The sequence below is a fragment of the Paenibacillus senegalimassiliensis genome (assembly GCF_001486585.1).
GTDB lineage: Bacteria > Bacillota > Bacilli > Paenibacillales > Paenibacillaceae > Fontibacillus > Fontibacillus senegalimassiliensis.
On record NZ_LN909041.1, the window covers coordinates 49,487 to 73,152 of the forward strand.

Annotated in this window: 22 protein-coding genes; 4 read left to right on the plus strand and 18 right to left on the minus strand. The window is 48.9% G+C overall.

Annotated features, from left to right (window positions below):
• The 11 genes from BN3279_RS01930 to BN3279_RS01980 form a co-directional block, all read right to left on the minus strand.
• A complete protein-coding gene (locus tag BN3279_RS01930) occupies positions 1-900 on the minus strand; it encodes an MBL fold metallo-hydrolase (protein WP_059048971.1) in 900 nt (299 codons plus the stop codon).
• A gap of 326 nt (positions 901-1,226) precedes the next feature.
• Entirely contained in the window at positions 1,227-2,033 is an 807-nt protein-coding gene (locus tag BN3279_RS01935; RefSeq protein ID WP_059048972.1) for a carbohydrate ABC transporter permease, read from the minus strand.
• A 3-nt stretch (positions 2,034-2,036) separates the two neighbouring features.
• On the minus strand, positions 2,037-2,924 hold the full coding sequence (locus tag BN3279_RS01940; protein ID WP_059048973.1) for a carbohydrate ABC transporter permease: 888 nt from the start codon (positions 2,922-2,924) through the stop codon (positions 2,037-2,039).
• Positions 2,925-2,997: 73 nt separating this feature from the next.
• Entirely contained in the window at positions 2,998-4,290 is a 1,293-nt protein-coding gene (locus BN3279_RS01945; protein WP_059048974.1) for an ABC transporter substrate-binding protein, read from the minus strand.
• A 303-nt stretch (positions 4,291-4,593) separates the two neighbouring features.
• Positions 4,594-5,277 (minus strand): DUF554 domain-containing protein, encoded by a 684-nt coding sequence (locus BN3279_RS01950; protein ID WP_059048975.1) that lies wholly within the window; start codon positions 5,275-5,277, stop codon positions 4,594-4,596.
• A gap of 104 nt (positions 5,278-5,381) precedes the next feature.
• Positions 5,382-5,741 (minus strand): DUF805 domain-containing protein, encoded by a 360-nt coding sequence (locus BN3279_RS01955; RefSeq protein WP_059048976.1) that lies wholly within the window; start codon positions 5,739-5,741, stop codon positions 5,382-5,384.
• Positions 5,742-5,951: 210 nt separating this feature from the next.
• The gene (locus BN3279_RS01960) at positions 5,952-8,021 is read right to left on the minus strand and encodes a serine hydrolase domain-containing protein (protein ID WP_089153417.1); all 2,070 of its coding nucleotides are present in this window, start codon (positions 8,019-8,021) and stop codon (positions 5,952-5,954) included.
• Between the two features lie 116 nt (positions 8,022-8,137).
• Positions 8,138-9,445 (minus strand): sensor histidine kinase, encoded by a 1,308-nt coding sequence (locus BN3279_RS01965; RefSeq protein ID WP_059048977.1) that lies wholly within the window; start codon positions 9,443-9,445, stop codon positions 8,138-8,140.
• A 2-nt stretch (positions 9,446-9,447) separates the two neighbouring features.
• Positions 9,448-10,188 (minus strand): LytR/AlgR family response regulator transcription factor, encoded by a 741-nt coding sequence (locus BN3279_RS01970; RefSeq protein WP_059048978.1) that lies wholly within the window; start codon positions 10,186-10,188, stop codon positions 9,448-9,450.
• A 24-nt stretch (positions 10,189-10,212) separates the two neighbouring features.
• Complete coding sequence (locus tag BN3279_RS01975) at positions 10,213-11,421, minus strand: MFS transporter (protein WP_059049046.1); 1,209 nt, start codon at positions 11,419-11,421, stop codon at positions 10,213-10,215.
• Positions 11,422-11,505: 84 nt separating this feature from the next.
• On the minus strand, positions 11,506-11,988 hold the full coding sequence (locus BN3279_RS01980; protein WP_059048979.1) for a MarR family winged helix-turn-helix transcriptional regulator: 483 nt from the start codon (positions 11,986-11,988) through the stop codon (positions 11,506-11,508).
• Between the two features lie 69 nt (positions 11,989-12,057).
• Here BN3279_RS01980 and BN3279_RS01985 point away from each other — a divergent pair, with 69 nt between their 5' ends.
• The 3 genes from BN3279_RS01985 (at position 12,058) to BN3279_RS01995 (ending at position 13,611) form a co-directional block, all read left to right on the plus strand.
• Positions 12,058-12,642 (plus strand): NAD(P)H-dependent oxidoreductase, encoded by a 585-nt coding sequence (locus tag BN3279_RS01985; RefSeq protein ID WP_059048980.1) that lies wholly within the window; start codon positions 12,058-12,060, stop codon positions 12,640-12,642.
• Positions 12,643-12,775: 133 nt separating this feature from the next.
• Complete coding sequence (locus BN3279_RS24325; RefSeq protein ID WP_059048981.1) at positions 12,776-13,033, plus strand: SDR family NAD(P)-dependent oxidoreductase; 258 nt, start codon at positions 12,776-12,778, stop codon at positions 13,031-13,033.
• Positions 12,961-13,611, plus strand: a complete 651-nt coding sequence (locus BN3279_RS01995) for an SDR family NAD(P)-dependent oxidoreductase (RefSeq protein ID WP_082672883.1) — start codon at positions 12,961-12,963, stop codon at positions 13,609-13,611. Before BN3279_RS24325 ends, BN3279_RS01995 begins: the two co-directional genes overlap by 73 nt.
• A 397-nt stretch (positions 13,612-14,008) precedes the next feature.
• Here the strand turns inward: BN3279_RS01995 and BN3279_RS02000 are convergent, their stop codons facing one another.
• The 7 genes from BN3279_RS02000 to BN3279_RS02030 all read right to left on the minus strand — a co-directional run bounded on the left by BN3279_RS02000 (position 14,009) and on the right by BN3279_RS02030 (position 21,690).
• A complete protein-coding gene (locus tag BN3279_RS02000; protein WP_059048983.1) occupies positions 14,009-14,842 on the minus strand; it encodes a P-loop NTPase family protein in 834 nt (277 codons plus the stop codon).
• A gap of 293 nt (positions 14,843-15,135) precedes the next feature.
• The gene (locus tag BN3279_RS02005; protein WP_059048984.1) at positions 15,136-17,121 is read right to left on the minus strand and encodes a PI-PLC domain-containing protein; all 1,986 of its coding nucleotides are present in this window, start codon (positions 17,119-17,121) and stop codon (positions 15,136-15,138) included.
• A gap of 32 nt (positions 17,122-17,153) precedes the next feature.
• A complete protein-coding gene (locus BN3279_RS02010; RefSeq protein WP_316245740.1) occupies positions 17,154-17,897 on the minus strand; it encodes a GntR family transcriptional regulator in 744 nt (247 codons plus the stop codon).
• Positions 17,894-18,679, minus strand: coding sequence for an inositol monophosphatase family protein (locus BN3279_RS02015; RefSeq protein WP_059048985.1), 786 nt, complete (start codon positions 18,677-18,679; stop codon positions 17,894-17,896). The genes BN3279_RS02010 and BN3279_RS02015 overlap by 4 nt, the downstream gene beginning before the upstream one ends.
• 39 nt (positions 18,680-18,718) lie before the next feature.
• On the minus strand, positions 18,719-19,585 hold the full coding sequence (locus tag BN3279_RS02020; RefSeq protein WP_059048986.1) for a carbohydrate ABC transporter permease: 867 nt from the start codon (positions 19,583-19,585) through the stop codon (positions 18,719-18,721).
• Positions 19,586-19,632: 47 nt separating this feature from the next.
• Positions 19,633-20,847, minus strand: a complete 1,215-nt coding sequence (locus BN3279_RS02025; protein ID WP_059048987.1) for an extracellular solute-binding protein — start codon at positions 20,845-20,847, stop codon at positions 19,633-19,635.
• A gap of 12 nt (positions 20,848-20,859) precedes the next feature.
• The gene (locus tag BN3279_RS02030; protein ID WP_232436731.1) at positions 20,860-21,690 is read right to left on the minus strand and encodes a carbohydrate ABC transporter permease; all 831 of its coding nucleotides are present in this window, start codon (positions 21,688-21,690) and stop codon (positions 20,860-20,862) included.
• 201 nt (positions 21,691-21,891) lie between these two features.
• On the opposite strand from BN3279_RS02030, the gene BN3279_RS02035 reads away from it, so the two are divergent.
• Positions 21,892-23,610, plus strand: coding sequence for a DUF4127 family protein (locus tag BN3279_RS02035; protein WP_059048989.1), 1,719 nt, complete (start codon positions 21,892-21,894; stop codon positions 23,608-23,610).
• Positions 23,611-23,666 lie beyond the last annotated feature (56 nt).

The window sequence follows — 23,666 nt, forward strand, 5'->3', positions numbered from 1 at the left end:
CTATTTGCTAAGAAAAGCGTGCGGAGAAGCGTAAATGAACCTTTCGGCCCGAGCCATAACGTGACATTTCTGCTCCGGGAAGTGCTCGTATATATAGTCGACGAAGTAGCCGGGCTTCTCCGCATTGACAGCGAACAGATCATAATGCAGCGGAATGACGGTATCCACATGAATCCCGTGAGCGAACTCTGCCGCTTCCCGGTAATCCATGTTGCCTACGATGCCAAGGCGCTCCCGAAAGTAATCTCTGCCATTAATCGGCAGCAGGGCCACGTCCGGCTGCAACGCAGCTACCTGCTCTAACAGTTCAGGGAACACCAAGGTATCGCCCGCGTGATAGAGCGTAACACCGTTTAATTCCAGCACATAACCTACGTATCTCGGGTTGCCGCTGTCATCCCGTTCAAGCTGCTCATGGGCCGCTGCAATGGGGGTTACACGCAGCTTGGAGGATAACTCCAGTGGCTGGCGATCATCCGCCACCCGAATTTGGGACTCGGCAATGCCCCATCCCTGGAGCATGGGCTGACAGCACCCCGGCGCTACCAACAACGCGGCCGGATTTTGACGATGCAGCGGCAGCAAAGTTCTCTCATCCATATGATCGTTATGCTCATGAGTGATCAAGCAGACATCGACTCCTTGTATCTCCTCTGGACGGATCGGTGCCGGGTAGGTTCGTCTCCATAGCTCATTGTCAAAATCACCCGATACATACGGGTCCACATAGATGGTGATGCCGTCTCCCTTGATAATGACGCTCTCTTGTCCAAGGAACCACAAAGCCAGCGTTCCGTAGGGAACCTCGGTACGACGAACTTCTTCAATAAAGGCCACGCCGGATCTGGCCTGGTTAATGTGTAAGTTGCTGCTGTCATTGCTTCGATGATGTGTCTTCATATTTAGCTCCTTAGAGAGGTTGTTCAAAAAGTCAGCTTTCCAGAACGAAGCAGTTCGAGAAGCAGGTTCGACATCGAATCTTGAATTCAGCCGGGCCTTCCGTTGCTCACGTACCCACTACGTACGCTCCGCTACTCAGTCCCTAGCTTCATCCAACCTTCTTGGTCCTGAAAACCCGACTTTTTGAACACGCACTTAGAGAAATAGTTCAGAAAGTCAGCTTCTGATTAATTTTAAATACTCATGGGTAGTCCTCAAATCGTTCTCTTTAGTTTCTCCGAATTCAGTGCAAATTCCTTCTATTCTTATCCCCTTCTTATCCTCCTTTACCCTTTTATTCCCGAAAGGCTAACCCCTTTTATAATCTGCCGTTCAAAAATAAGGAACAACACCATAATAGGCAGCGAGGCGACCGTATTGATGACCATCGGCTTCACATAGTCCTCCGTGTATTGATTCATCAAGGTAGGAATCCCCATCGGCAAGGTAAACAAGTTATCATCGGTTACCGACATAAACGGCCACAGAAAGTTATTCCACGAGCCGATGAAGGTCAGAATAGCGATGGATACCAGAGCAGGCCGCGTTAAAGGGAGCATAATGCTGGTAAAAATTCTCCACACGCCGCCACCATCCATTTGAATACTTTCCAACAGCTCGTTAGGAATGCCATCAAAGAAGCTCTTAAGTATGATAATCGCAAATGGTGAAGCCAAGGCAGGCAGGATCAGCCCTTGATACGAGTTCAGGATATCCAAATCCTTGGCAACCTGATACAAAGGAATCAGGATGGCCTCACCCGGAATCAGCAGCCCCGCCAGAATGAAGAAGAACATGAAGGTTCGATAGCGGAAAGGAATCTTGGATACGGCGAAGGCCGACATGGCCGCAATGACCAACGTCAGCACCGTGACACAGACCGCGATAAAGAAGCTGTTCCACGACCAATGCAGCAATTTAGTCCCCGTAATGATCTCATGATACACGGCCAGCGAGTAGGGGGGCGTAAACCAGTCCACGACCGTAATGATTTTCATGCCTTCTTTTTTCACGGAGACGACCAGCATCCAGATCAGTGGGAAAAGAAACAATAAGCCCATACACAGGGAAAAGATCCGATAGAACCACTTCATATCCTAGTTCGCCTCCTTGCGGTTATTCATCCAGTACTGCAAGGCGGACAGCACAAGCAAAATAGCGAATAGCATATAGGACATGGCGGCAGCATAACCCAGGTCGTTCTTACGGAAGCCCGTCTGCCAGATTAATTGAATGACCGGACGTGTCTGGTCAAGCGGTCCGCCGCCGGTCATGACATAAATCTGCACGAACACTTTGAACGAGGCGATGATTTGCAGCATGGTAATGGTTCGTGTGATGGGGCTCAGCAAGGGGAGAGTAATTCGCCAGAATAGCTGAGAATCAGATGCGCCGTCTAGGCGAGCTGCTTCATACACTTCATCAGGCGTATCCTGTAATGCTGAGAGATACAAGATAAAGTTGAAGCCAACCGTCCACCAAAGCGTCAATAACGAGATGGCTATCCAGGCCAGATGCGTTTCGGTCAACCAGAAGATTTCCGCGCCTTCGGCAAGCAGTCCTAGCCAATGCAGCATGGAATTTAACAGTCCGGTATAGGGCTGAAATACGAACAACCCCAGGAAGGAGGCAACCGCAACGGACAGAATGCTGGGAATAAAGAACACGCTGCGGTAAAAGCGCTGTAATCGTGAATTACGGTTAGCAATAAGGGCCAGTACCATGGCGAGCACCAGCATCGTAGGAGTCGTGATCAATACAAAGATGGTTGAGTGCCAAATGGATGCCCAAAACTCCTGATCCTGAAACATTCGTTCATAGTTGCCCGAGCCGAGATAGTCCATCTTCCGAATCAGCGTCCACTTATAGAAGCTCATCTCCACGCCCTTGATCATTGGAAAAATGGTAAACAGGACATATACAACCAGAAAAGGGAGCAGGAACAGAAATGCCTGCCCGTCTGCCCTCCACTTGCCCATCTTCATCGTACTCAACCTCCCAGGATGGCCGGCCTTGCCCGTGTTGCCCGCAAAGCCGGCCCGATTCCGATCCTTGGCTCTATTCGCTAAGCACCTTCTGCACTTCATCAGTCAATTTGGAGATGCCGTCCTCCGGCGACATTTTGTTGGCCCAGATCTCGTTTAAATATTTGAACATCGCGAGATCGCGGATTTGCCAGTTCTTCGTCGATGGCTTGTTAAATTTAACGGTAGAGGCTACAGATACGTAATCGCTGCGGTGAGGGAGTGCCTGAAGATCAGGGTGCTCGAAGACGGATGGTTTGGAGGGAATATGCCCGGCCTTCGCCCAGACCTGGCCATTGTCAGCCAGCCAATTGGCAAATGTAAGAGCCGCCTGCCGCCGGGCTGGATCTTCCTTCTTCGTGATGGGGAGGATGACGGTATGAGCATCACCCCAAGTGGCCGCTTGCCCGAAAATGGTAGGAATCGGCATCGCTCCGAAATCCAGACCCTCTGTGGCTTCCCACGTCCCTGTGGCCCAGACACCGGTCATCATAATGGCAGCCGTTCCGCTTTGGAAATTTTTATAGAAATCCGGGTCATTGAGTTTGATCACTTTATGCTTGTGGAATAGATCCTGGATGTAGCGAGCCGCTTCCACGGCTTTCTCCGTATCCACCTGGGCCGTCGATAAATCGTCGGCAACGACATCATTGCCCCCTAGCTGGGAATACAGCGCCCACCATAAGCGAAAGGGATCATCATTGGTATTGGATAAAGCAAAAGGCGTGGCCTTCTGCGGCAGTTGCTCCTTCAGCTTGGTCAGGAAGGTGACGAAGCCGTCCGGGGAAGATTCAAACGCTGGCTTGCCATCATCGCCAAGGAGTCCGGCATCACTCAGCAGCTTCTTGTTATAATACATGATGAACGGATGTGTATCGATGGGAACGGCATAGTGGGCATCATTAACAACAGAGGCTTCGAGGATATTGGGGTTAAAGGTAGACCAGTCTACACCGGCTGCATCAGCTACGTCGTCTAACTCGGACACAACTCCCTGGTCGATCAGATCTGGCAACCGGGAAATGTGAGAGATACCAATATCCGGACCGTTACCATTACCTACAGCGGTAATCAGCTTGGTATAATACTCGCCCCACTCCAGCTTGGTATTTTTCACTTGAATATCAGGGTGCTCCTTGTTAAAAGCATCAATCATCGCCTGCATATTATCTCCGTCTCCACCGGAGAACAACGTCCAGAACGTCAACTCTACCTTTCCACCTTCACCAGATGTATCGTTCCCCCTAGCACTATTTCCTCCACAAGCGCTTAATACAAACGATGCGGAAAGCAACAGGACAAGCATAAAGACCAGTCTCTTATTCATAGCGACCTCCCCTTTGCGATAGTCCAAGGAACGAGTGGACAAACCGTAAAATATTCCATTTTTTTCGTTCCTTTGAACCTAAATATAAGGAGGTAATGCCCGTTTGTCAACGCTTTCAATCAATTTTATTGTAATATTATTGCCTGTTTGTCCATTTAATACAATATTATTGTAATAAAAGAAATAGAAAGGTTGTCCTGCTCATTGCAAAGGGACAAGACTTCAGCAGGAAGGTGAAGCCAATGCAAAAGAGGGCGTCTCCGCCCCCTTCGACATCCTCGTATGCTCATTATTGACCTTTAACTATCCCATGAACAAGCCCTTGACCAGGAACCAGACGACCGGAACCAATAAGGCCGGCAACAAATTCAAGGTTTTGGGATTGATGATCTTCAAAATGGATAATCCCGAAGTGGCGATCAGTATTCCACCTACAATGGAAATCTCAGTCAGTAAAGGCGCAGTCAGAAAGGGCGCCAGAATGTCCGCACTCCAGTAAATCAGGCCTTGCCACACGAGCAAGACTCCCGCAGTAAGCGCAATTCCTATGCCATAACTGGATGCCAGCACCATGGAGGTTACCAGATCCAGCGTCGCGTTCATATACAGATAGGTATGGTCACCACGAAGTGCACTTTCGATGGGCCCCAAAATCGACAACGTACCGATGCAGAATAGCAGAATGCCCGTAGACAGACCTTGTCCCAAGTTAGAGCTGGAGAACCGTCCAACCAGACGCTGAAATCTGCCGTCAAGGTCAAGCGCCGTTCCTAACAGGCTTCCTCCCGCCAAACTTATGATAAATAATACGGGAAATGCGCTGTCATTCATATGGGTTACTGCCGAGTTGATGCCAAGTACCGTAGCGGCTAGCCCAATTGCCGTAAATAACGCGGTTTGATACTTTTCCTTTAATCCCTTTTTAAAAATACTTCCGAGGACGCTGCCCACTAATATAGCGGCTGTATTCACTATCGTGCCGATCATTTGTCCGCTCCAATCCCGTCCAATTCTCAACTGCAAGACAGCTCTACATTATAACGGCGTCCCCGGATAAAGTCAAAAATGATTTAAAGGTTATAAGCTATGTATTATGCCGCTAATCCTTTAGGGTTTGAGCCATATTGATTGTCTGTAGATTGACCTTCCTGCGCCAAGAAAATAAGCAGAATAATCGAGCCTACTGCTGGAACCAAGGAAATAAGCACAAACCAGCCGCTTTTGCCTGTGTCATGCAAACGACGCATAGCAACTGCCAGAGAAGGTAATGCTACTGCCAGCATATAGCCATACGCCAGAATAAGACCCAGTGTTTGATTGATAATTCCACCAACAATACTTAGAGCTAAGACAGCAAGCACATTAAACAGGAAGAACATCCAATATTCTTGCCGACTTGCCCGTCCTTGAAACCCGGTGTAATTCTTCAAAACCTTTAAATACCACTCCATCTTGCACTCCACCTCTTCTTTCGATTTCTTGCGGATTACCGCATTCACAATATTATCGGATTTTCATCCAAAAAGCTTGCATTCTGTTCATAATTATTAAAAAAAGACGAATAAAGACCTACAAAATAAAAAAAGTCCTGCGAGAGTACGATACTCTCTTGCAGGACTTTACACCACTTGTAATCATGATGTTATAGGCCTTATAGCCTATTAATTAGTCAACTTGATCTGGAACAGATCTCCCGCCTGACCACCGAATACGACAATGCCATTCTCCGGCAGAAGCGCAGCAGAATTGCCACTGGCTACAGAAAACTCTACAAGTGCTCCTTCTGCCGTGTAAACAGCGAATCCTCCGCCAGCCGGAAGCTGTACACTCATCGTTTTCCCAGCGGCCTCACTACCGACCTTGAACCATCGCACATAACCGGATTCAGGAATCGTAACTCGTGAAGAGGGCCCACCATAAATCGTGCTTACCGCTGCTTCACTTACGTAAGTGCGGGCATCTTCCATCAGGTATTCTACTCCATCTCTCTGCTGAAAGCTCAGATCAAAGACATCGCGACCATTCATGACTGGAATTTCCGCGATATTAACAGCATGATTGGCATCCTTAATCTGTGTTCCATTGGCGTAGCCGCCTTCCTCATCCAGCACAATTGGCTTCCACAGGATGGATGAAGGAACGAGATAAAATAGGGAATTGATTTTCTCGTCCACTGCGTAATACGTTTTGCCTTCTCTTTGTTGCCATACCTTGGATACCTCTGGACTTAATACGTTCTCGCCCAGCTTTTGATATTCATAGTAAGCCATAAGCGTCTGTCCAAGCCCCGGAAGCTCCAGGTTGGTCCGGGTACGCATATACGTATGTCCGTTAGTTTGTTCATCAAAGCTGATCAAGGTGTAGCCATCCTCACTAGTGAACTCTCCATCACCTGTGTATACGTAATTCTGTTCCGGAATCATATTGCTTAATAAGCTAGGCATGGCAATCACACCGTCTTCTATGGTTACCTCAAGGGTTGAACCTACCGTTCCATATAGACCAGAGAACTCAAGCAGTTCGCTTGGCACATCTACTTGCACAGGCGCTTCAAAGGTTGGCGGAGGCAATACTTCAGCAATTCGCCCCGTCTCCTGTAAGTAAGCCAGCATAATATTGGATGCCGAGAGCGTATTGAAGATTGAAGAACCACCTGAAGTCAGCAGCGCAATAGACATGCCTTCTTCCGGCAAGGCAACTAGTGCCGCATGATAGAGAATCGTGTCTCCGCCCTTAGTCACTGCCTTAATGCCGTATTGGTCAAACGGACTGAGGTCTACGGAATCCCACCCGAGACCATAACCATACGTATTGGTCTCATCTTCTACCCAGATGCCCTTACGATACTCCTTGGCTTGCATGGCCAGTGCAGACTCGGTAGACATGAGCTCGGGACGTTTACCTATCAATACCTCCGAGAACAGGGTTACTTCTTCTGCGGTAGAGTAAATCCCACCCGTTCCCAGTATATTAGCATTCTCATCCGGTAAATCCCCGGCAATCCCCGGGAAGCGCACCGGACTCAACGAAGTCCGATTAAACGTATCTAATGGCGTCTTGGTGTAAGTTAATCCTAGCGGCGTGCTCATATAGCGATCCAGGTATTCGTTATAGCTTAACCCACTTACTCGCTCTACCAGGAGCTGTAGCAACTGAAATCCATCATTGGCGTATACCGAATATTCTCCCGGATCAGATTTCAACCGCTCGTTCCGCAAATTTTCCAGCAATGTATCATAGTTCTGCGAGTCATTATCCGCCAGCAGCATACTATTCTTATAATGGCTACCATATAATCCTGCCGAATGATTCATCAGCATCCGGGTTGTGATCTGCTTGTAGCGTTCATCGGCCATTTGAAAATCGGGAATATAGTCTGTCAGCGGACGATCCAGGTCCACCTTCCCAGCATCAACCAGCATTAGCACGGCCGCGGTAGAGTACACCTTGCTCACGGAACCGATACCAAACATGGTATCCTTGGAGACTGCCTCCTGCTTCCCATCTTCCGTGACCCCCAGTCCACCAGACAATACAACCTTTCCTTGATCGCGAATCGCATATTGCACACTATTTACGCCATAATCACGAACGAGCACTTCGGCAGCTTCCCGCGCTTTGCGCTCGGCGAGTCCGACATCCTTATGATCTGCTGCACCAACTCCAACTACCGGCAAAGCGAACATCAGGGCTGCAATCGTAGCCACGCCTAGCTTTTTCAATGTATTCATAGGGTAATCTCCTCTCTTCTCCATCCAAATTCCTTGATTGAGTCTCATTATACGGATGGATTCCTTCACGAGCATGGAAAAACCCCGAAACGAAAAAAAAGACCCCTGAACTGCATTTACGCCAGGGAGTCCTTCCTACTAAATGGTATCATGACCATATTGTCAAACGTGTGATTGGCAGATTCAATAGTCATATGCCCGCCGTATTTCTCGCAAATACGCTTAATATTGACCAAGCCAAAGCCGTGGTAGCCGGAACTTGCCTTCTGGGTACTGAAATGGCTAACCTCGTGATCCACATAGTTGCGGACGCAAATCAAGAGCGCCGATTTGTTGGAACGGATCTGAATTCGGATATGTCGATCCTCCGCCACCCGTACCTTCTTGGAAGCCTCTACAGCGTTATCCAGCAGGTTACCCAGCACAACACAGAGATCATAACGTTCGATCCCTAGCTCCCGATCATGCAGTCGAAGCTCCGTATCCACACGAATACCGTTCTCCTGACCAATGTTCAGCGCGTTCGTCACCAACGCATCAACGACCAGATTTCCCGTATTCACCCGGTGGTAGGCATGTTCCACCTTATTCAAGATCACCCGGATATGCCGGCTAGCCTCGTCCACCTGCCCCTGTTCAATGCATTCTGCAACATAGAGCAACTGTTTGTTATTATCGTGAATAATGCTTTTAATCTTCTTGAAGCTATGCACGGTCTTCTCATAGTTGGCGTCCTGATAGTCCATCTGCTGCTGGAGTCCGGCATTCTCGTGCAATAGCTGGAATTTGGCAATAACCGTATCCAGAATATAGACCACCAGTACATTCAGTACGATGGAGCCAACGATGGAGATGAAGTAATGAATATTCTTCTCGCTGTAGACAGACAGCACATTCACTAGATAGATGCTGATGATCGGCACGCTGAGAAACATCAGGTAGTAGCGTGAGTCCAAGGGAAAGCTGCGGCGTTTGGCGACAAACCGGATAATCTGAACGACAGCAAACATAATCATACAGCTTATTAAAATACTCATCTTGGCAACCAACATCTCTTCCCGCCCCTGCACAATTTCCCAGTTGTCTAGAGCCAAAGAGGCCGAAGGATTGAGCAAATACAAGCAGAGCAAGTTAATGAGCGAGATTAGCACAGCATACAGCACCGAAAAGATTACCCTCATCCGCATCTCCACTTCATACCCCATCGCGAGACAGAAGATGACGAACAAGGCAATCAAGGAGGACAAGAGGGGTGTAAAGTAGGCGCTCATATACCAAAAATTCAGCACCAGAAAGAGATGAATAAACCATTTCTTCTCACGCTTGCTCTTCTCCTTGCCGAACACGGAGTTAAAGTAGAAGTTCACCTGCACGGCCATAATCAGCACTATGCTCAAATTCAGAAAAAGTAGCATCCCGTCCATCTTCAATCCGTCCTCATGACCATAAATTTTGTACAGGCATCCTTGACTTCCTTCATCTTGGATCTGCCGATCGGTAACTGCATACCGTTGGACATCACTACCTGTCCTCCTGAGAACTTATGTACATGCAATAAATTAATCAGAATAGAGCGGTGGATTTGCAGGAAACGCTCTGCCTTGAGTGCCGAGGCATAACCAGAGATTAATCCCTTGCCCTCGTAGACGGCATGTGTGGTCGTGAACTTGAGTTTATTCTTGACTGTTAAGCTCTTCACGACCTCAATGGCAATAATGTCATCTTGTCTAAGCACGATTTCTTCATGCGCAGACTTAATAATCAGAATATCGGATTCACTTTCCTGGAAAAAGCGGCATACCTTCAACATCTTCTCTTCAAATACTTCAGGCTCCACTGGCTTGATCAGATATTGAAACGTAATGACATCGAAGCTCTCCAGCATGTACTCCGGATAGCTGGTCAGGAAGATAATCTGCTCACTTTGCCGCTTCATCTCCCTTAATCTCCGGGCCGTCTCTATTCCATTCCGTTCCTTCATTTCAATATCCAGAATAAGAATATGGAACGGTTCACCACCGCCTTCATAGTGCCCGATTAAACGCTCTCCAGCCTCAAATGCCGTCACTTCAAAATCAATTCCGCTCTTGACCGATAGAGCCAGCAGCAATTGCCGGACCTGTTCCCGTTGTTTCTCTTCATCATCGCAAATCGCAACCCGGTACAAGAAACCGCCTCCTATCTCGCTGGATCAAATCAGCTCTCCGCGTTTTTTGAGATAACGATATAAAACAAAACCACACAGTGTACACAGGAAGGCACACAGTCCGATAAATGCGTATCCCGCCTGTAGTCCGCGCAATAGCCCTGTCTGCGTAGCTTCTCCATACATTTTTTTGACCGTCTCAATCACAAAACCAATCAGATAATTACCAATTACACTACCCAGGCCCATCAAAGTAACGGTAAAGGTAATAGCCGTGTCACTCCCTCGCGGGTAGCGCTTGGCAATAAAGGCCATGACCGTCGGATAGATCATAGCGATGCCCAGCCCGGAGGCGGCAAACAGGAAGGACCACCGCTCCCCTCCGGCAATTGCGATAAATGTGCAGACTGACGAGAAACCGGCGAAAATAATCAGGGACAAAGTGAAGCCAATCTTATCCGTGACCGGGCCTAACACTAGCCGTCCCACCGAGAATAACAGGAAAAAGACAGATAATAAACCGGATGCCTTGACGGTATCCCAATGGTACGCCTTCTCCAGGAAATTGACCAGCCAGCCCCCTACCGCAAGCTCGGATACTACGCCAAAGGACAAGATGAGTACCATCCACCATAACGCCGGGTCCCGAGTCAGCTCCTTGAACGGGGTGCGGCTCTCCAAGGGCAGATCGTCTCCCGGAAACTTACTGTACAATGCACTCAGAATGGGAAGCAAGGATAAGGAGAGCATCACCAGATACATGCCCCGCCAATCGAGAGTATGGCCAAAGACTTGCAGTGACATGACTCCCGTAGCCAGCAAGGGCGCAACAGTAGAGCTTATCCCGTAGAAGAAATGCGACAGGTTCATCATTGTACCTACATTTTTGACAAAAATACGGGCACCCAAAATAGCCAGCGCAATTTCCAACATTCCGTTGCCGATATACATGAGGAAATAAGAACCTGCAAACAGCGGATAGCTATGGGATAAGAAAATGAAGACCCCGGAAAGCATCATGGAGGCGAAGGACATGATACTTGTCGCTTTGATGCCCCACTTTCGTACAAGAATTGCCGTAAAGGAACAGGCAATGAGATAACCAAGTGCATTCAGGGACAACAAGCTGCCGAGTTGTTCTTCATTCAGGTTGAAGTCAAATTGAATTCTGGGTATAGCTGGTCCCTTAATATTTTCCGAGATACCAAAGATAATGAAGCCTAAAAAAATCGTTACAAGTTGCATGATATACATCTTATTTTTGCTTATGTAGCCGGTTCGTAATTTCAAGTGAGTAATGCCTCCCGCATGATTTTGTATCTATTTATTTCATCAATGTTATCCCTCGGTATGAAATACCGTGTCCTGCAGTAGACTTATCGCCGCTCCGATCTCCTCCCGTTCCTTGTTGGACAGCGGGGCCAATTGTTCTAAGAAACGCTGGCGCATGATGGCAAATGCCTCATCCATTCGGGCCTGCCCGCGCTCACTTAAGCGAATGACCTGCTTACGCTTGTCATCCGGTGCCGTTTCTTTATGACACCACCCCTTCTCGTACAATTTCTTCAACTCACGGCTTGCGTTAGGCAAGGAAAGATGTAAGCACTCGCTTAGCTTGCTTAAGGATACGGGCTGCTGAACAGCCAAAAACTCCATGATGTTGTATTGGAGAGGTGTTAAGTCATCAATGACAAGGCCTTTGGTTAAATCCAGCCGGGTCTTATACATGGATGATAATAAAGTAATCAACTGTTGGAATAGCAATAGAATCAGCCCCTTCTCTCTTACTGTCAGCTTACCCAAATAATTATCAAAAAACAATTATCATTTGACAACACATTTTCCTTTGTGCTATCTTTCAATCAACCTACAATTCAGGAGGACACCGGTATGAATCTATTATTTATATTTGCCCATCCCAATCATAAAAGTCTTAACTACGCTCTCCTTGAACAAGCGCTGGCAGGCAGTAAGGAAAACCAGCAGGTCTCGGACATCCGGGTACTTGATCTTTATGCCGAGGGGTTTAACCCGGTACTGACCTTTGGTGAGCAAAAACGTCGACGCGATATGCATCAGGAACCGGCTCTCGCTAAATACCGGGAACAAATCTTGTGGGCAGACAAACTGATATTTATCTATCCCATATGGTGGGGCCGCCCTCCTGCCATGCTGCTCGGTTATATGGATCAGGTGTTTGCTTCCGGCTTCGCCTACCGCGACAATAAGGGACTGTTGCCTGAAGGCTTGCTGGCCGGTAAATCGGCGGTATGTATCTCTACGATGAAGGGACCTGCTCTATATCCTCTGCTTTGGCTCGGCAACGCACACAAAATGCTGATGAAAAGGGGCTTCTTGCGTTTTGTTGGCATTAAGGCTGTCCGTTTTTTTGAATTCGGTAGTATGGAAAAGCCGGGCGGCAAGCAAACGGCCAAGCTAAATCGCATTCGTCAGTATTTTCAAAAGCTTGGATAAGTAAATGACACCCTCCCTGCCCAAATGCTGCAACAAGTAGTTGAGAGTCGCCGCTGGTTCAGGTACGATGGCGGTATAAGGCATATAAAAGAGGAATATAAATGGGCTGTGGATAAATGTCAAGGAGGAAATGATGAATCCTAAAATTTGTCTGGTTACAGGAGCGAACTCCGGTATTGGCTTCGCCACCGCCGAAGGATTAGCCAAGTCAGGCGCTCATGTGGTGCTTGTCAGCCGTAATGCGCAGCGGGGGGAAGACGCCCGGAAAGCAATTGTGCAGCGAACAGGTAGTTCCGCCATCGATTTACTGGAGGGGATTTGTCTTCCTTTGCAGCTATTCGCCAACTTGCCGAGCAAGCTGTCGAACGTTATGAACGACTTGACGTACTGATTAATAATGCCGGTGGCGTGTTCTCACAGCAACAGCTTAGCCAAGACGGTTATGAGATGACCTTGGCCGTAAATTACTTAGCTCCCTTCCTACTAACTCATCTGCTGCTTGATTCCTTGAGAGCTTCCGGCGCAGGACGTATCATCAATGTAGCTTCACGCATGCAAGCCAAGCAGCTCCAGCTTGAAGCCCTGCCGAAGCAGGATGCTGGAAGATATTCCGGCATGGGCGTGTATCGGCAAGCCAAAACAGCCCTGCTGATGATGACCTATCATCTGGCCAATCGTCTCCCGGAACACGAAGTCACTGTAAACGCCCTCCATCCGGGAGTCATTTATACGCCTCAATCCGCGAAATCGGCGCCTTCCTTTATCCGTCCCTTGATGAAGCTAGTGATGCAAAGCCCCGAGCAAGGGGCTGCGACCTCACTGTATCTAGCTACCTCACCAGAGGTCAGTCAGGTTACGGGCAACTATTACGTCGGACAGCGGCCAGTGCGTACTGTCCCTGTATCTTACGATGCGGCGCTTCAACAGCAATTGTACGAACAAAGCCTGGTGTGGACGGGATTAAGATAATCAAAGTATAGGGGTTTGACGCGATCCTTAAGGGAGCCCATGAATATGGAATCTGCCACTAGCGGGAAATCCTCATGTTAATTCATGTGTATTTACCCCAATAGGATGATTAACAGGAAAATCTCATGTTAATTTTGGCTTTTTTCCTCTAAAGCGGCCATTTCACAACAATTAGCATGAGAAATTCCCTATAAAACTCTATTTCTGGCAGATATGAGCCATTTAACGGGATGTTTTCCCGTTAATAGGCAGGGGCAATACTCAGCACTACTACGTGGACGGGCATAATCCGTATCGAGGTTGCGAAGATACTCGGAGTCGTTGCTCCAGCTTGAATACATCTCTGCATCTTGTTCAGTAATCGCCGTTAACTTAACCCTAGCACCTTGAAATAAGTTCACTTGGCCAACACCTCCGCCAAGGCTTGTTTAAGCTGCTTTGTATTGAATAGAGAGTTGTCAATGATCACCTTGTTGACCTTCAGGCTACTCAGTATTTCTTGTTCCCATTCTCTTCTGGCCTTAAGCACTTCAATCGTGCCGTCCAACCCCTCGTAGCCCTGAGTGCTTCCAAAACCTTGACGCGTATAATATTGGATAAATCCCTCGGACCAATCTACCGGTCGTTCTGTCACAGCCTTTCGAAAGGAATAATCCACATCCTGTTGATCCACGTAAACTAGCACAGGATTCAGTTCCTTCACCCTGTCTACCAGTTGCAGTACAAAACGGGTATTCGCTTCCTTCGGCGCGCCATACTTAATCATTCCTACGGTCAGCGGATTTTGCAGCAAGCAGCATTCCAATATAGTAGTGTCTGTTCGACTCAGCGCATCTTGCGCAAACCGCGCCCACCTTGCCTTGATAAGCCGACGATTGTCAGCCAGTGGCAACTCATAGATATCTTTTTGTGCGATGATTTGTAATAGCTCTTCAGGCAAGCCTGATGCCGGATTCTCTTGAAGCCTTCTATACTCTAGCAGCCAACCGCCGTCCTGCGACGAAGCTGCATGCTTGATAGCTTCAGCTAATGACGGTTGGCTGCATAATAACCAGTCAAACTCCTTCTGGCTAAAATAAGCCACTCCCTCATAATCGGCCGGATGGTCCAAATCCCCCTCCAAAAACAACCGAGAAGGCAGATCATAAAGCTGGTGAATCATTTGGGCCGTTGTCGTCTTACCCGAACCCGGCAGGCCTTCAATTAGTATCAAACGCGATGCTCCACTCATGCAAACTCCTCCATTCCTGATGGGGAGGATAGCAGATTAGAAGGATGAAGCGAAGAGATGCGGAATTTTCCCCATAGAAAAGCGGATACCCTTAGGTATCCGCAGTATGGTGGTCGTCACCCTTAGCCCTCTGCATACCCTGTAAGAGATTTGGAGTGCATACCTAATAAAACGGTATAAGCGCCGCTTCATTAAGAACATGCTCTCCTATCATTCATCCCTACAGGGCAATTAACATTAGGCCAGGCTCCTTCGTATGCATCTCTGCAGCTAGAATAGCACCCAGGCTCAGGTTAAGGCAAATGAATTTTCCCGCTGTTATACCACAGCGCATCATTTGTTCCTGCCTTGTGAAGATCAATCAATGTGCTGCTAGGTGCATGGTAGTCCACGCTTGGCTTGGAGGAACTGCCGGAATCCCAAATATAATTGTGAATCCATTCGATGGCATTTCCCCGAACCTCGCCGATGTTATACCAGATCAAGCCGGTATTCTCACTGGTATGCAGTTCAATGACCTTATCATTTCCTATGAACGCAACCGTTGGATCATGGCCATTTTGCCCTTGCATATCTCCGGTCGTGCCCCAGGTTATTGGACCATTGCCATTCCAGGCACCTAATGTGTAATTCAGCCGTCCATTACTCTGATATACCACAACGAGTTGACCGTTCTGGTAAGCGACGTCCGGTCTTTCTGCTGTCTGATCATGAACCGACCCGGCTTGATTCCACTCGATTTGGTAGTTGCTCGAGTTAATCACACCTGCATGATATTGCAGCTTGCCTCCGTTCAAATAAACGAGCACGATGCGATTATCTTCAATGGCTACGTGAGGCCAGGAGCCTTCCGTGTGCTGGCCGCCTATGGCAATTCGCTCATTGGTCATCCATGTAATTGTCGAGTCGGCTTCCAGCCGTCCGATATTAGCCCATAAGCCTGAGCCATTCCCATCCGTTTGATTGACTTGTACAACAAGCTGCTGGCCATTGATGCCAGTTACATCACTATGCGGCTGAATACCGTTTTTGTTACTGCCATTCGGATCAATCCGCTTGTTCGTCACCCACTGGATATATCCATCGTTCTGAACATGACCGACAGAATACCACAGATTGTTGTTCAGTGGCCCCTCTGCCTTGTGCACCTCAACCACGCGCTTGTCACTCGTTATAGAAACGGAAACGTCAGTGCCGTTCTGCGTACCTCCTGCTTTCTCGACCTTGTAGTTGTAGTCTCTTAGTGGCACCAGGAAACGGTCGAACACCTGAGTCATCGCTTCATAGGAATCGGTCGACACGAAATGGCGAGTGCCCAGCTTATGATTCACATAGGCAAATTGCGTCCAGCGCTGCGCGGCCTCCCCATCCCCATTCGGGAACTTATAGTGCCAAGCTCCCTCGTTGCCGTTCAGGCTGTAGAAGCGGAGCGTGTACCCTTTGTCCGTCGCCAACCGGAGCATCTCCTCCAGACGTTTCTCCTCATCCTGAGACCAATTCCCCGGAGTTAGCAGGTCGAAGCCGCTCTCGATATGCTTCCAGTGAATGGCGTAGAAGCGATGATAAATATCCGCATCGTTCGGGAAATAATCCGCCGCATTGCCCCGCCGTCCGTCAGATACACTGTATACCTCATCCTTGAAGGCCAGCAGTGTCCCCGTCGTGCCGGAGATGTAATCAAAATAGGCATTCTTCAGACCTTCGGAGCCGGAAAGGCAAACCGTAATCGCACGCTCGGTATAGCTGCCCGCATCTCCAACATTCCCGGAGGTCATCAGCGGGCCGTAATGCTCAAGTATCGCTTGCAGCGAGCGGGCAATTTTCGCATAATCCGGGCTGTTCGCGGTCTTCATATCCAGATTGATAACGATACTCTGACCATCGCCATGTACGCTTCCGCCATTACGTTCAATCTGGGCTACAACCTCTTCGAAATATTGATAAAGATTTCGGGTATTTGGCTGTGCAGCAGCATCGTGCTTGACATACAGTTTGACCTGGCCTTGCAAATAATCGGGATATTGTGGACCAGAATAGGTGCTATGGCCGGAGTCGACCATGATGTCGAGTTCTACATTGTAGAAGCTGGTATCCAGCGCCCGAAGAAACTTCTGGTCCGGGTCTTGCTCATCATAAGTATCATGAAATGCCTTATACGAGTTGGGGTTAATTGATGACGGAGCTTCCGCCATCACGCTAACTGGGGTCGGAGACCATAGGACGGCTGCACTAAGTACGGCCGCACATGCGGCTCTCTTCCATAACCGTTGTTTACTCATCATAACCCACTCCTTCGGATTGAAAGGTTGTTTTATTTCCGTTCCCTGCGAATCCAGAAATTGAAAATATCATTTCTCAAATAGTCAAATGAATACAACACTTCTCGGTTCCGCTCGTCATAGTGCAATTGCTTCATTAAAATAACGGGGGTGTCCACTTCCTCATCCACCTGCAATCGTCTGACATACTTGTCCTGCTTGAGAGGTACAAGCAATTCGGTATCGGCCCTGGCGATATGAATCTTGCAAGTCTCCTCCAGAAACCCAAATAAAGATCCGGAGAAGTCCACACGCTCGAAGGCATCTTCCACCAGTTCCTTCGGCATAATGTTAATGGAGTAAGCCACCGCCTCTCCATCGGCATAACGAATTCGCTCCAGCTTCACCACACTGGAATCCTCGGCAATATTCAAGGCATCGGCCCACTCTTTTTTGCACACCACCTCCCCAATCATTTCTTTGGTATCCGCCTCGGTCAGACCGGCCAGCTTAATCATCGTGCCTGTGCTCTGAAGTACCTCAAGACGGCTCGGAATGACGGGCAGGGGCTTAATGACAAAGGTGCCAATGCCATGCTTCACCAACAGCTTGCCTTCTTGCTCCAGCAGCTTGATGGCGGCGCGTAGCGTTTCTCGGCTTACGTTGAAATATTTCGCCAATTCGTATTCAGAGGGCAGCTTTTGCCCTACTTTCCATAACCGGTTGTCGATCATTCTCTCGATCTCTTGCTTGATGTGTTGGTAGCCAATCAATACGTTTGTCCTCGATTCCTTCAAATTTCCTCAGGCTCCAATAGCTCCTTATGCAGAACCTCCCAGAGGTTCGGATTACAACAAAGGGTCAGGGCATGGCCGTCTATATTTGTTCGCTGCACCTTCCCCCCGGCTTCCTCAGCGATTAATGCACCCGCACACATATCCCAGGCGTTGAGATCAAATTCCCAATAGCCGTCAAAATAAGAGGCCGCCACAAAACAAAGATCAAGAGCTGCACTACCCGTTCGGCGTATGCCGGAGACCTTGCCAAGCATTCGATTGAAATAAGGCAAATTGAGCGCCTGCTTGCCAAGCCCGTTAGGGAACCCGGTCGACAGCAGACTATGCTTCAATTCATTCGTGCTTGATACCTCCAGCCGCCGGCCATTCAGATAAGCCCCGCCGCCCCGGATTGCTTGGAATCTCATATCCATTCCCGGGGAATGCACCATGCCTGCCACCGAAATCCCCCGATGCTGCAAGGCGATGGAGATGGAGGACATGGGAAACCCATGGATGTAGTTCGTTGTTCCATCAATCGGATCAATTAACCACAAATAGTCTGCATCGCCGTCCAGCTTGCCTCGCTCTTCCGTTAAAATGCTGTGGTCAGGGTAGCGGCTGCGAATGAAATCAATCAGCATCTCTTCCGACTGAAGGTCAATATCGGTGACATAGTCTGTCTCATCACTCTTGACCTGCACCCCCATATGGGATAACTCTGCCGCCTGGCGTTGAAAAGCAGCCACCTGATCAACCCACTGTCCAATCTCCTGTATAACAAGCTCCAGATTCATAACCATCACATATCCTTAATCCTTGAAGTATATTGACCTTCCTTGCTACTGGCTTCCCCGAATGGAACGCAGGATGTAGGCGATGGAGAAGGCCAGCACGAGCAGTACCATAATGATGGAAGCCGCAGCGCTATAACCAAACTGCAAATTGTACACTCCGTGCCGGTAAATATATTGCGTAACTGTTGTAGTCGAGTTCGCCGGCCCTCCGCCTGTCAAAATGTTAACTTTGTCAAACAACCGAAAGGTATCAATTGTCCGTAGCAGCACGACAAGCAGCAAGCCCGGCCATAAGTGGGGCAGCGTAATATGAGCGAACACCTTCCACCCGCCTGCTCCGTCCACCCTTGCCGCCTCATATTGCGATCTGGGGATGGCTTGCAATGCAGCGTACAGCAGCAAGAACGCAAATGGGGTCCATTGCCAAATATCGATGAGCAAAATCGCATTAAAAGCCAGCCCAATATCCATCAGAAAATTAAAGGGGCCCATGCCGAAGATGGATAGCATATGGTTGATGATCCCGTTATGATTGCTGAGCATCATTTGCCACACTAGCGCCACCGTAACCGGCGGCAGCAGGGACGGCAATAGCAATGTCACTCTCAGCAGCCGCAAGCCCCGCTTCATGCTCTCCACAAGCAGCGCAATACCGAGCCCCAGAGCCGTTTCAATCGAAACGGCCAGGAGCATGAATTTCACTGTATTCCAGACAGCCCGCTGGAACAGGTCATCGTTCAGAACCTTGATATAATTGCTTAAGCCAACAAACTGCTTGGACTCCGCGGCCAGATAATAATAATCGGTAAAGCTGTTCGTCACCGTATAGATGAAGGGAAACACCGTCAAACCGATCAAGAGCACGATGACGGGAGCCAGCATCGCTGCTTGAAACCGCCGCTTACTAGCCAATGGTATACCGCTCCTTTATATGCATCAGAATCTTTCGTTCACGTTCCTTATTGCATAACCTGGTCCATCGCTTGATTGGCTGCCGCTAACGCATCCTCTACCGACTTCGTTCCAGCGATGGCTGCCGACAGCTCGGCTCCAAGTGCCTCTTCTGCCAAAGACCACTTCGGCGTTCTGGGCCGGGCTTGGGAGTTTTGGAGAGCTTCAAGCTGAACCGGGAAATGCTTATACTTGGCCGCAAGCTCGCTATCCAGATAAACGCTCTTACGAGTAGGGACCCCGCCATGCTCAACCATAGTCTTCTGACTTTCCGCGCTGGTAATAAAGGTAAGGAACTGGGCGGCAAGCTCTGGATTCTGGGAATTTGCTGCCACCCCCATCATCCAGTTCCCGATCATCCCGGTGGACATCGATTCTCCACTAGCGGTTGCTTTGGATGGAATGGGAGCATAGTCCGCTTGGGCTGTCTCTCCAGAGATGAACCACGAAGGCCAGCCTAGTGCCATCGCCCCGCGCCCTTCCGCTAAGGAGCTGACGATGTCCGTCGTCTCATAATTCTCGCCCACAGCCAGCAGACGGATATAAGTATTCAGCGCATCCTTCCCTGCCTCGGAATTCACTTGCGCTTTCCAGTTCTCGTCAAAGACTTGTCCGCCGTAAGCCCAGAAGATAGGCAGGAAATCGGAAACGATCGGGTTGCCCTGTTGGCCGCGAATGACGTAACCTGCTACACCATCTGCCGCGTGGGCCTCCTCAGCCATATTCAGCACTTCCTCCCAGCTTCCTGGCACGTTATAGCCATGCTTATCGAACAGTTCCTTGTTGTAGAAGAACAATTGGACATTGCCCGCGAACGGCAGAGCATACAGATCGCCGGTGTCATAAGGATGCTTGCCCAGAGCCAATGAAGATTCCTCAAAATCGGCATCCGCCTCTACATCGAGCTCGGACAGATTGGCGAACAGGCCAGCTTCACTGAATTCAGGCATCCACGGATCATCAGCCATAATCAGGTCATAAGCACCCTTCTTGTTCTTGGCGTCCAGAGATACCTTCTGCTTCAGGTCCGCTGCTTCCAGCCCAACAATTTCAACGGTGACGTTATGTTCCTGTTCAAATGCTCCCTTCACCGCTTCCATCGCTGTAACATGCGAACCTCCCCTTGCTGCGATTACCAGCTTGTCCGGTCCGCCGGACTGACATCCTGCGAGCAGACCAACCGCCATAACTGCACTAAGCACGATTCCCAAACTTTTCTTCATTTCTCTCATCTCCTATTCTTTAATTGCACCAGCCGTAAGGCCGCTCATTAAATGCTTCTGCATAAACACCGCTGTCAAAATCACCGGCACCATGGATACAATCCCGCCGCTGGCTACTTTTCCCCACTCCGTCAGCTCCTGTTCACTGTTCAGGGTCGCTAATTTGAGCGGAATGGTAAAATCACTTGGGCTTTGAATGAAAATAACGCTGTACAAATACTCATTCCAGGAATCCATGAACGATAGAATGGTCACCGCAGCAATTCCCGGCAATACCAGGGGCAATACCACTTTGTAGAACACCAGAAAATCGGAAGCCCCATCGATTCTGGCACTTTCTTCAATCTCCTCCGGCACGGTATAAAAGAAGGTCACCATAAACCAGATCACAAACGGCAGATTCACCAGCACATGCGCCAGGATGATTGGAATTTTCGTATTCAGCAGCCCTGCATCATTCATAAGTATGTAAAGCGGGAGCGCAAAGGCGATGGGCGGAAGCACCCGGACCAGCAAAATCCAAATGAGCAGCGTTCGCTTGAACGGGACTCGGAAGGCTTTTCTCCCCAGCACATAGGCGCTCGATAGCCCAAAGGCCAGCACGATGAGCAAGGACACCGCCGTCACTGTAAAGCTATTGATAAATGGAGTGAAGTAATGATCCTCTGCAAAAATGTTGATGAAGTGCTCCAAGGTGATGGATTTGGGCCAAAGCGTAACGCCGGTGAATACATCCGCCGACCGCTGCGTCGCCATCACAAGCATCCAATAGATCGGGAACAACGTCCCCGTCAATACTAGAGCCAGCAATCCATATTTGGGCAATGCCCTTAGCCTGTTCAAGTGTTGAAATAATCTCCTTCCCTTAATGGTCTAGACGTCTATACCTTCACTATATGGGTCGTTTGTTATCGGGATATTAGTGCTGTTTTAAGCGGGGATGAAATAAATTTGGGGAGTCAGGTTGTTTTTGAATGGGTAAAAACACCTTTATAAGTGAAGGCCTTCATCAAGGCCTACCTACTTGAAAAGGAGAAACCGCACATGAAAAAAGTATTGTATGTCCCTCTGGATGATCGTCCCGTCAATTTGGATGATGTTGTCAGACAAGGCTACTCGGCTGGCCTCCATTTGATTACCCCGAGTAATGAAGATCTTCGAAATGGCCTGGACACTGTAGCTATTACCTCAGGCTCGGAAATCCTAAGCACCCGCGAACCGATTTATGGGAACACGGCAAATCTTAGGAAGTTCATTCTAGACTGTGCGGCATCGGTGGATGGATTTATTATCTCTGCGGATATGCTGGCTTACGGGGGATTGATTGGGAGTAGACGCCTGCGTGAGTGTGATAGCGGCGCTTATCCAGACTATGATCAATCAGTTACCCGGCTGCTTGATGTTATTCGCCAGATTAAACAGCGATATCCAAGCAAGCCTGTGTATGTTCTGGATACCATCATGAGACTCGCTACAACCACTTATGTGGAGGGTTTGACTTATGACGCTTATGTAGAATCCCGTGAGTTGATGGGACGGCCACGCCGCTCATGCACCCACTTTGACGATATTCTGTCAGACTATAATATTTCGGACACGGGTGAACCCTATGACGGCACGACCCATTTTGATAAAGAGGCGTATTACAACACCCGGCGGCATAAGTTTAAAACCAATCATTACATTCTCGATCAGCTGACCCGTCCAGGGTTTATCGATTTTCTCGCGATTGGTGTGGACGATGCCAATACGCAGGGGGTGCAAATTAACGAGATTCGCTTCGTAGAACAATTTATTGATCATGAGCTGGATGGGCGTGGTGGGCAAAATCCGAACCGGGCGGTCATTTTGCCGGATGCGGATGGATTAGGGCACTCTCTCGTCGCCCGAATGGCGAATCAGTTGTATCAGAACGGAAGAAAAAGTCGTTTCTCCATCCAATATTACGGCCCGGACGGCTCCACTATCATCAATCCCTATGAATACATGAGTGTGCATGATAACCTGCTTCGCCACATCGATATCATCGGGGGTAAGCACGTAACGGAGGAGCCTGACATTGAGATTATTGCCATTACGGGCGCTGATGAAGTAAGCAATGCCATACAGCGAGTACAAGCTGGCGGCGATAACTTGCAGGCCATGCTTGCCATTGATTTTGTGGGCCAAGGAGCGGCGAATGCCGCTGTGACTGAGGCTCTGCTGGAGCAGCCTATGACCGGGCGGCTGCTGGGTTATAGCGGCTGGAACACCGCAGGCAACAAGATCGGTATCGCCCTGGGGATGGCTCAAGCGAGATACGTCTTCCTTGTCACGGAGACGCAGGAATCTGCCTTGGAGAAGGCACTTCAGGCCCACAGCTCCTTATTGTTCAAGCGCTTCCTGAAGGATTACTATTATAAGGCTATGGCAATCGCCGAGATTAGGGCGTATTCCCGAAGCCATGCCCGATATAGCAATATGCCTCAGAACTTCACGGATCAGCATATGCTGATCTTCAATTTACCAGAGGATTACAGCCATTTGCTTGTGATGTTGCAAGAACAGATGCAAGCCCATATTCCAGCTCTGGCGAGCAGAAAGGCCTTCATCGGAATCGATAGTACCTCGGCAGCGGCTAACGTGAAGCAAATTCAGGGATCGACCTGGACCCTGGCCACCTATACCGGTGCATCCTTGGAACTGAATAATCCGGATTTCAAATGGGGGCGAGCTTTTGAGATTACGTTACAGCCACAGGTTACTCTATCTACCAGCGAGTAGAGGGTGAACTGTTGAAGCTCATCCGAATCATTACAATAACGAAGCAGCAAGTCACG

Coding starts and splice junctions, on each gene's coding strand:
- BN3279_RS01930 (WP_059048971.1), bottom strand. CDS start 900: ATGAAGACACATCATCGAAGCAATGACAGCAGCAACTTACACATTAAC.
- BN3279_RS01935 (WP_059048972.1), bottom strand. CDS start 2,033: ATGAAGTGGTTCTATCGGATCTTTTCCCTGTGTATGGGCTTATTGTTT.
- BN3279_RS01940 (WP_059048973.1), bottom strand. CDS start 2,924: ATGAAGATGGGCAAGTGGAGGGCAGACGGGCAGGCATTTCTGTTCCTG.
- BN3279_RS01945 (WP_059048974.1), bottom strand. CDS start 4,290: ATGAATAAGAGACTGGTCTTTATGCTTGTCCTGTTGCTTTCCGCATCG.
- BN3279_RS01950 (WP_059048975.1), bottom strand. CDS start 5,277: ATGATCGGCACGATAGTGAATACAGCCGCTATATTAGTGGGCAGCGTC.
- BN3279_RS01955 (WP_059048976.1), bottom strand. CDS start 5,741: ATGGAGTGGTATTTAAAGGTTTTGAAGAATTACACCGGGTTTCAAGGA.
- BN3279_RS01960 (WP_089153417.1), bottom strand. CDS start 8,021: ATGAATACATTGAAAAAGCTAGGCGTGGCTACGATTGCAGCCCTGATG.
- BN3279_RS01965 (WP_059048977.1), bottom strand. CDS start 9,445: ATGGACGGGATGCTACTTTTTCTGAATTTGAGCATAGTGCTGATTATG.
- BN3279_RS01975 (WP_059049046.1), bottom strand. CDS start 11,421: ATGTATATCATGCAACTTGTAACGATTTTTTTAGGCTTCATTATCTTT.
- BN3279_RS01985 (WP_059048980.1), top strand. CDS start 12,058: ATGAATCTATTATTTATATTTGCCCATCCCAATCATAAAAGTCTTAAC.
- BN3279_RS24325 (WP_059048981.1), top strand. CDS start 12,776: ATGAATCCTAAAATTTGTCTGGTTACAGGAGCGAACTCCGGTATTGGC.
- BN3279_RS02000 (WP_059048983.1), bottom strand. CDS start 14,842: ATGAGTGGAGCATCGCGTTTGATACTAATTGAAGGCCTGCCGGGTTCG.
- BN3279_RS02005 (WP_059048984.1), bottom strand. CDS start 17,121: ATGAGTAAACAACGGTTATGGAAGAGAGCCGCATGTGCGGCCGTACTT.
- BN3279_RS02015 (WP_059048985.1), bottom strand. CDS start 18,679: ATGGTTATGAATCTGGAGCTTGTTATACAGGAGATTGGACAGTGGGTT.
- BN3279_RS02025 (WP_059048987.1), bottom strand. CDS start 20,847: ATGAAGAAAAGTTTGGGAATCGTGCTTAGTGCAGTTATGGCGGTTGGT.
- BN3279_RS02035 (WP_059048989.1), top strand. CDS start 21,892: ATGAAAAAAGTATTGTATGTCCCTCTGGATGATCGTCCCGTCAATTTG.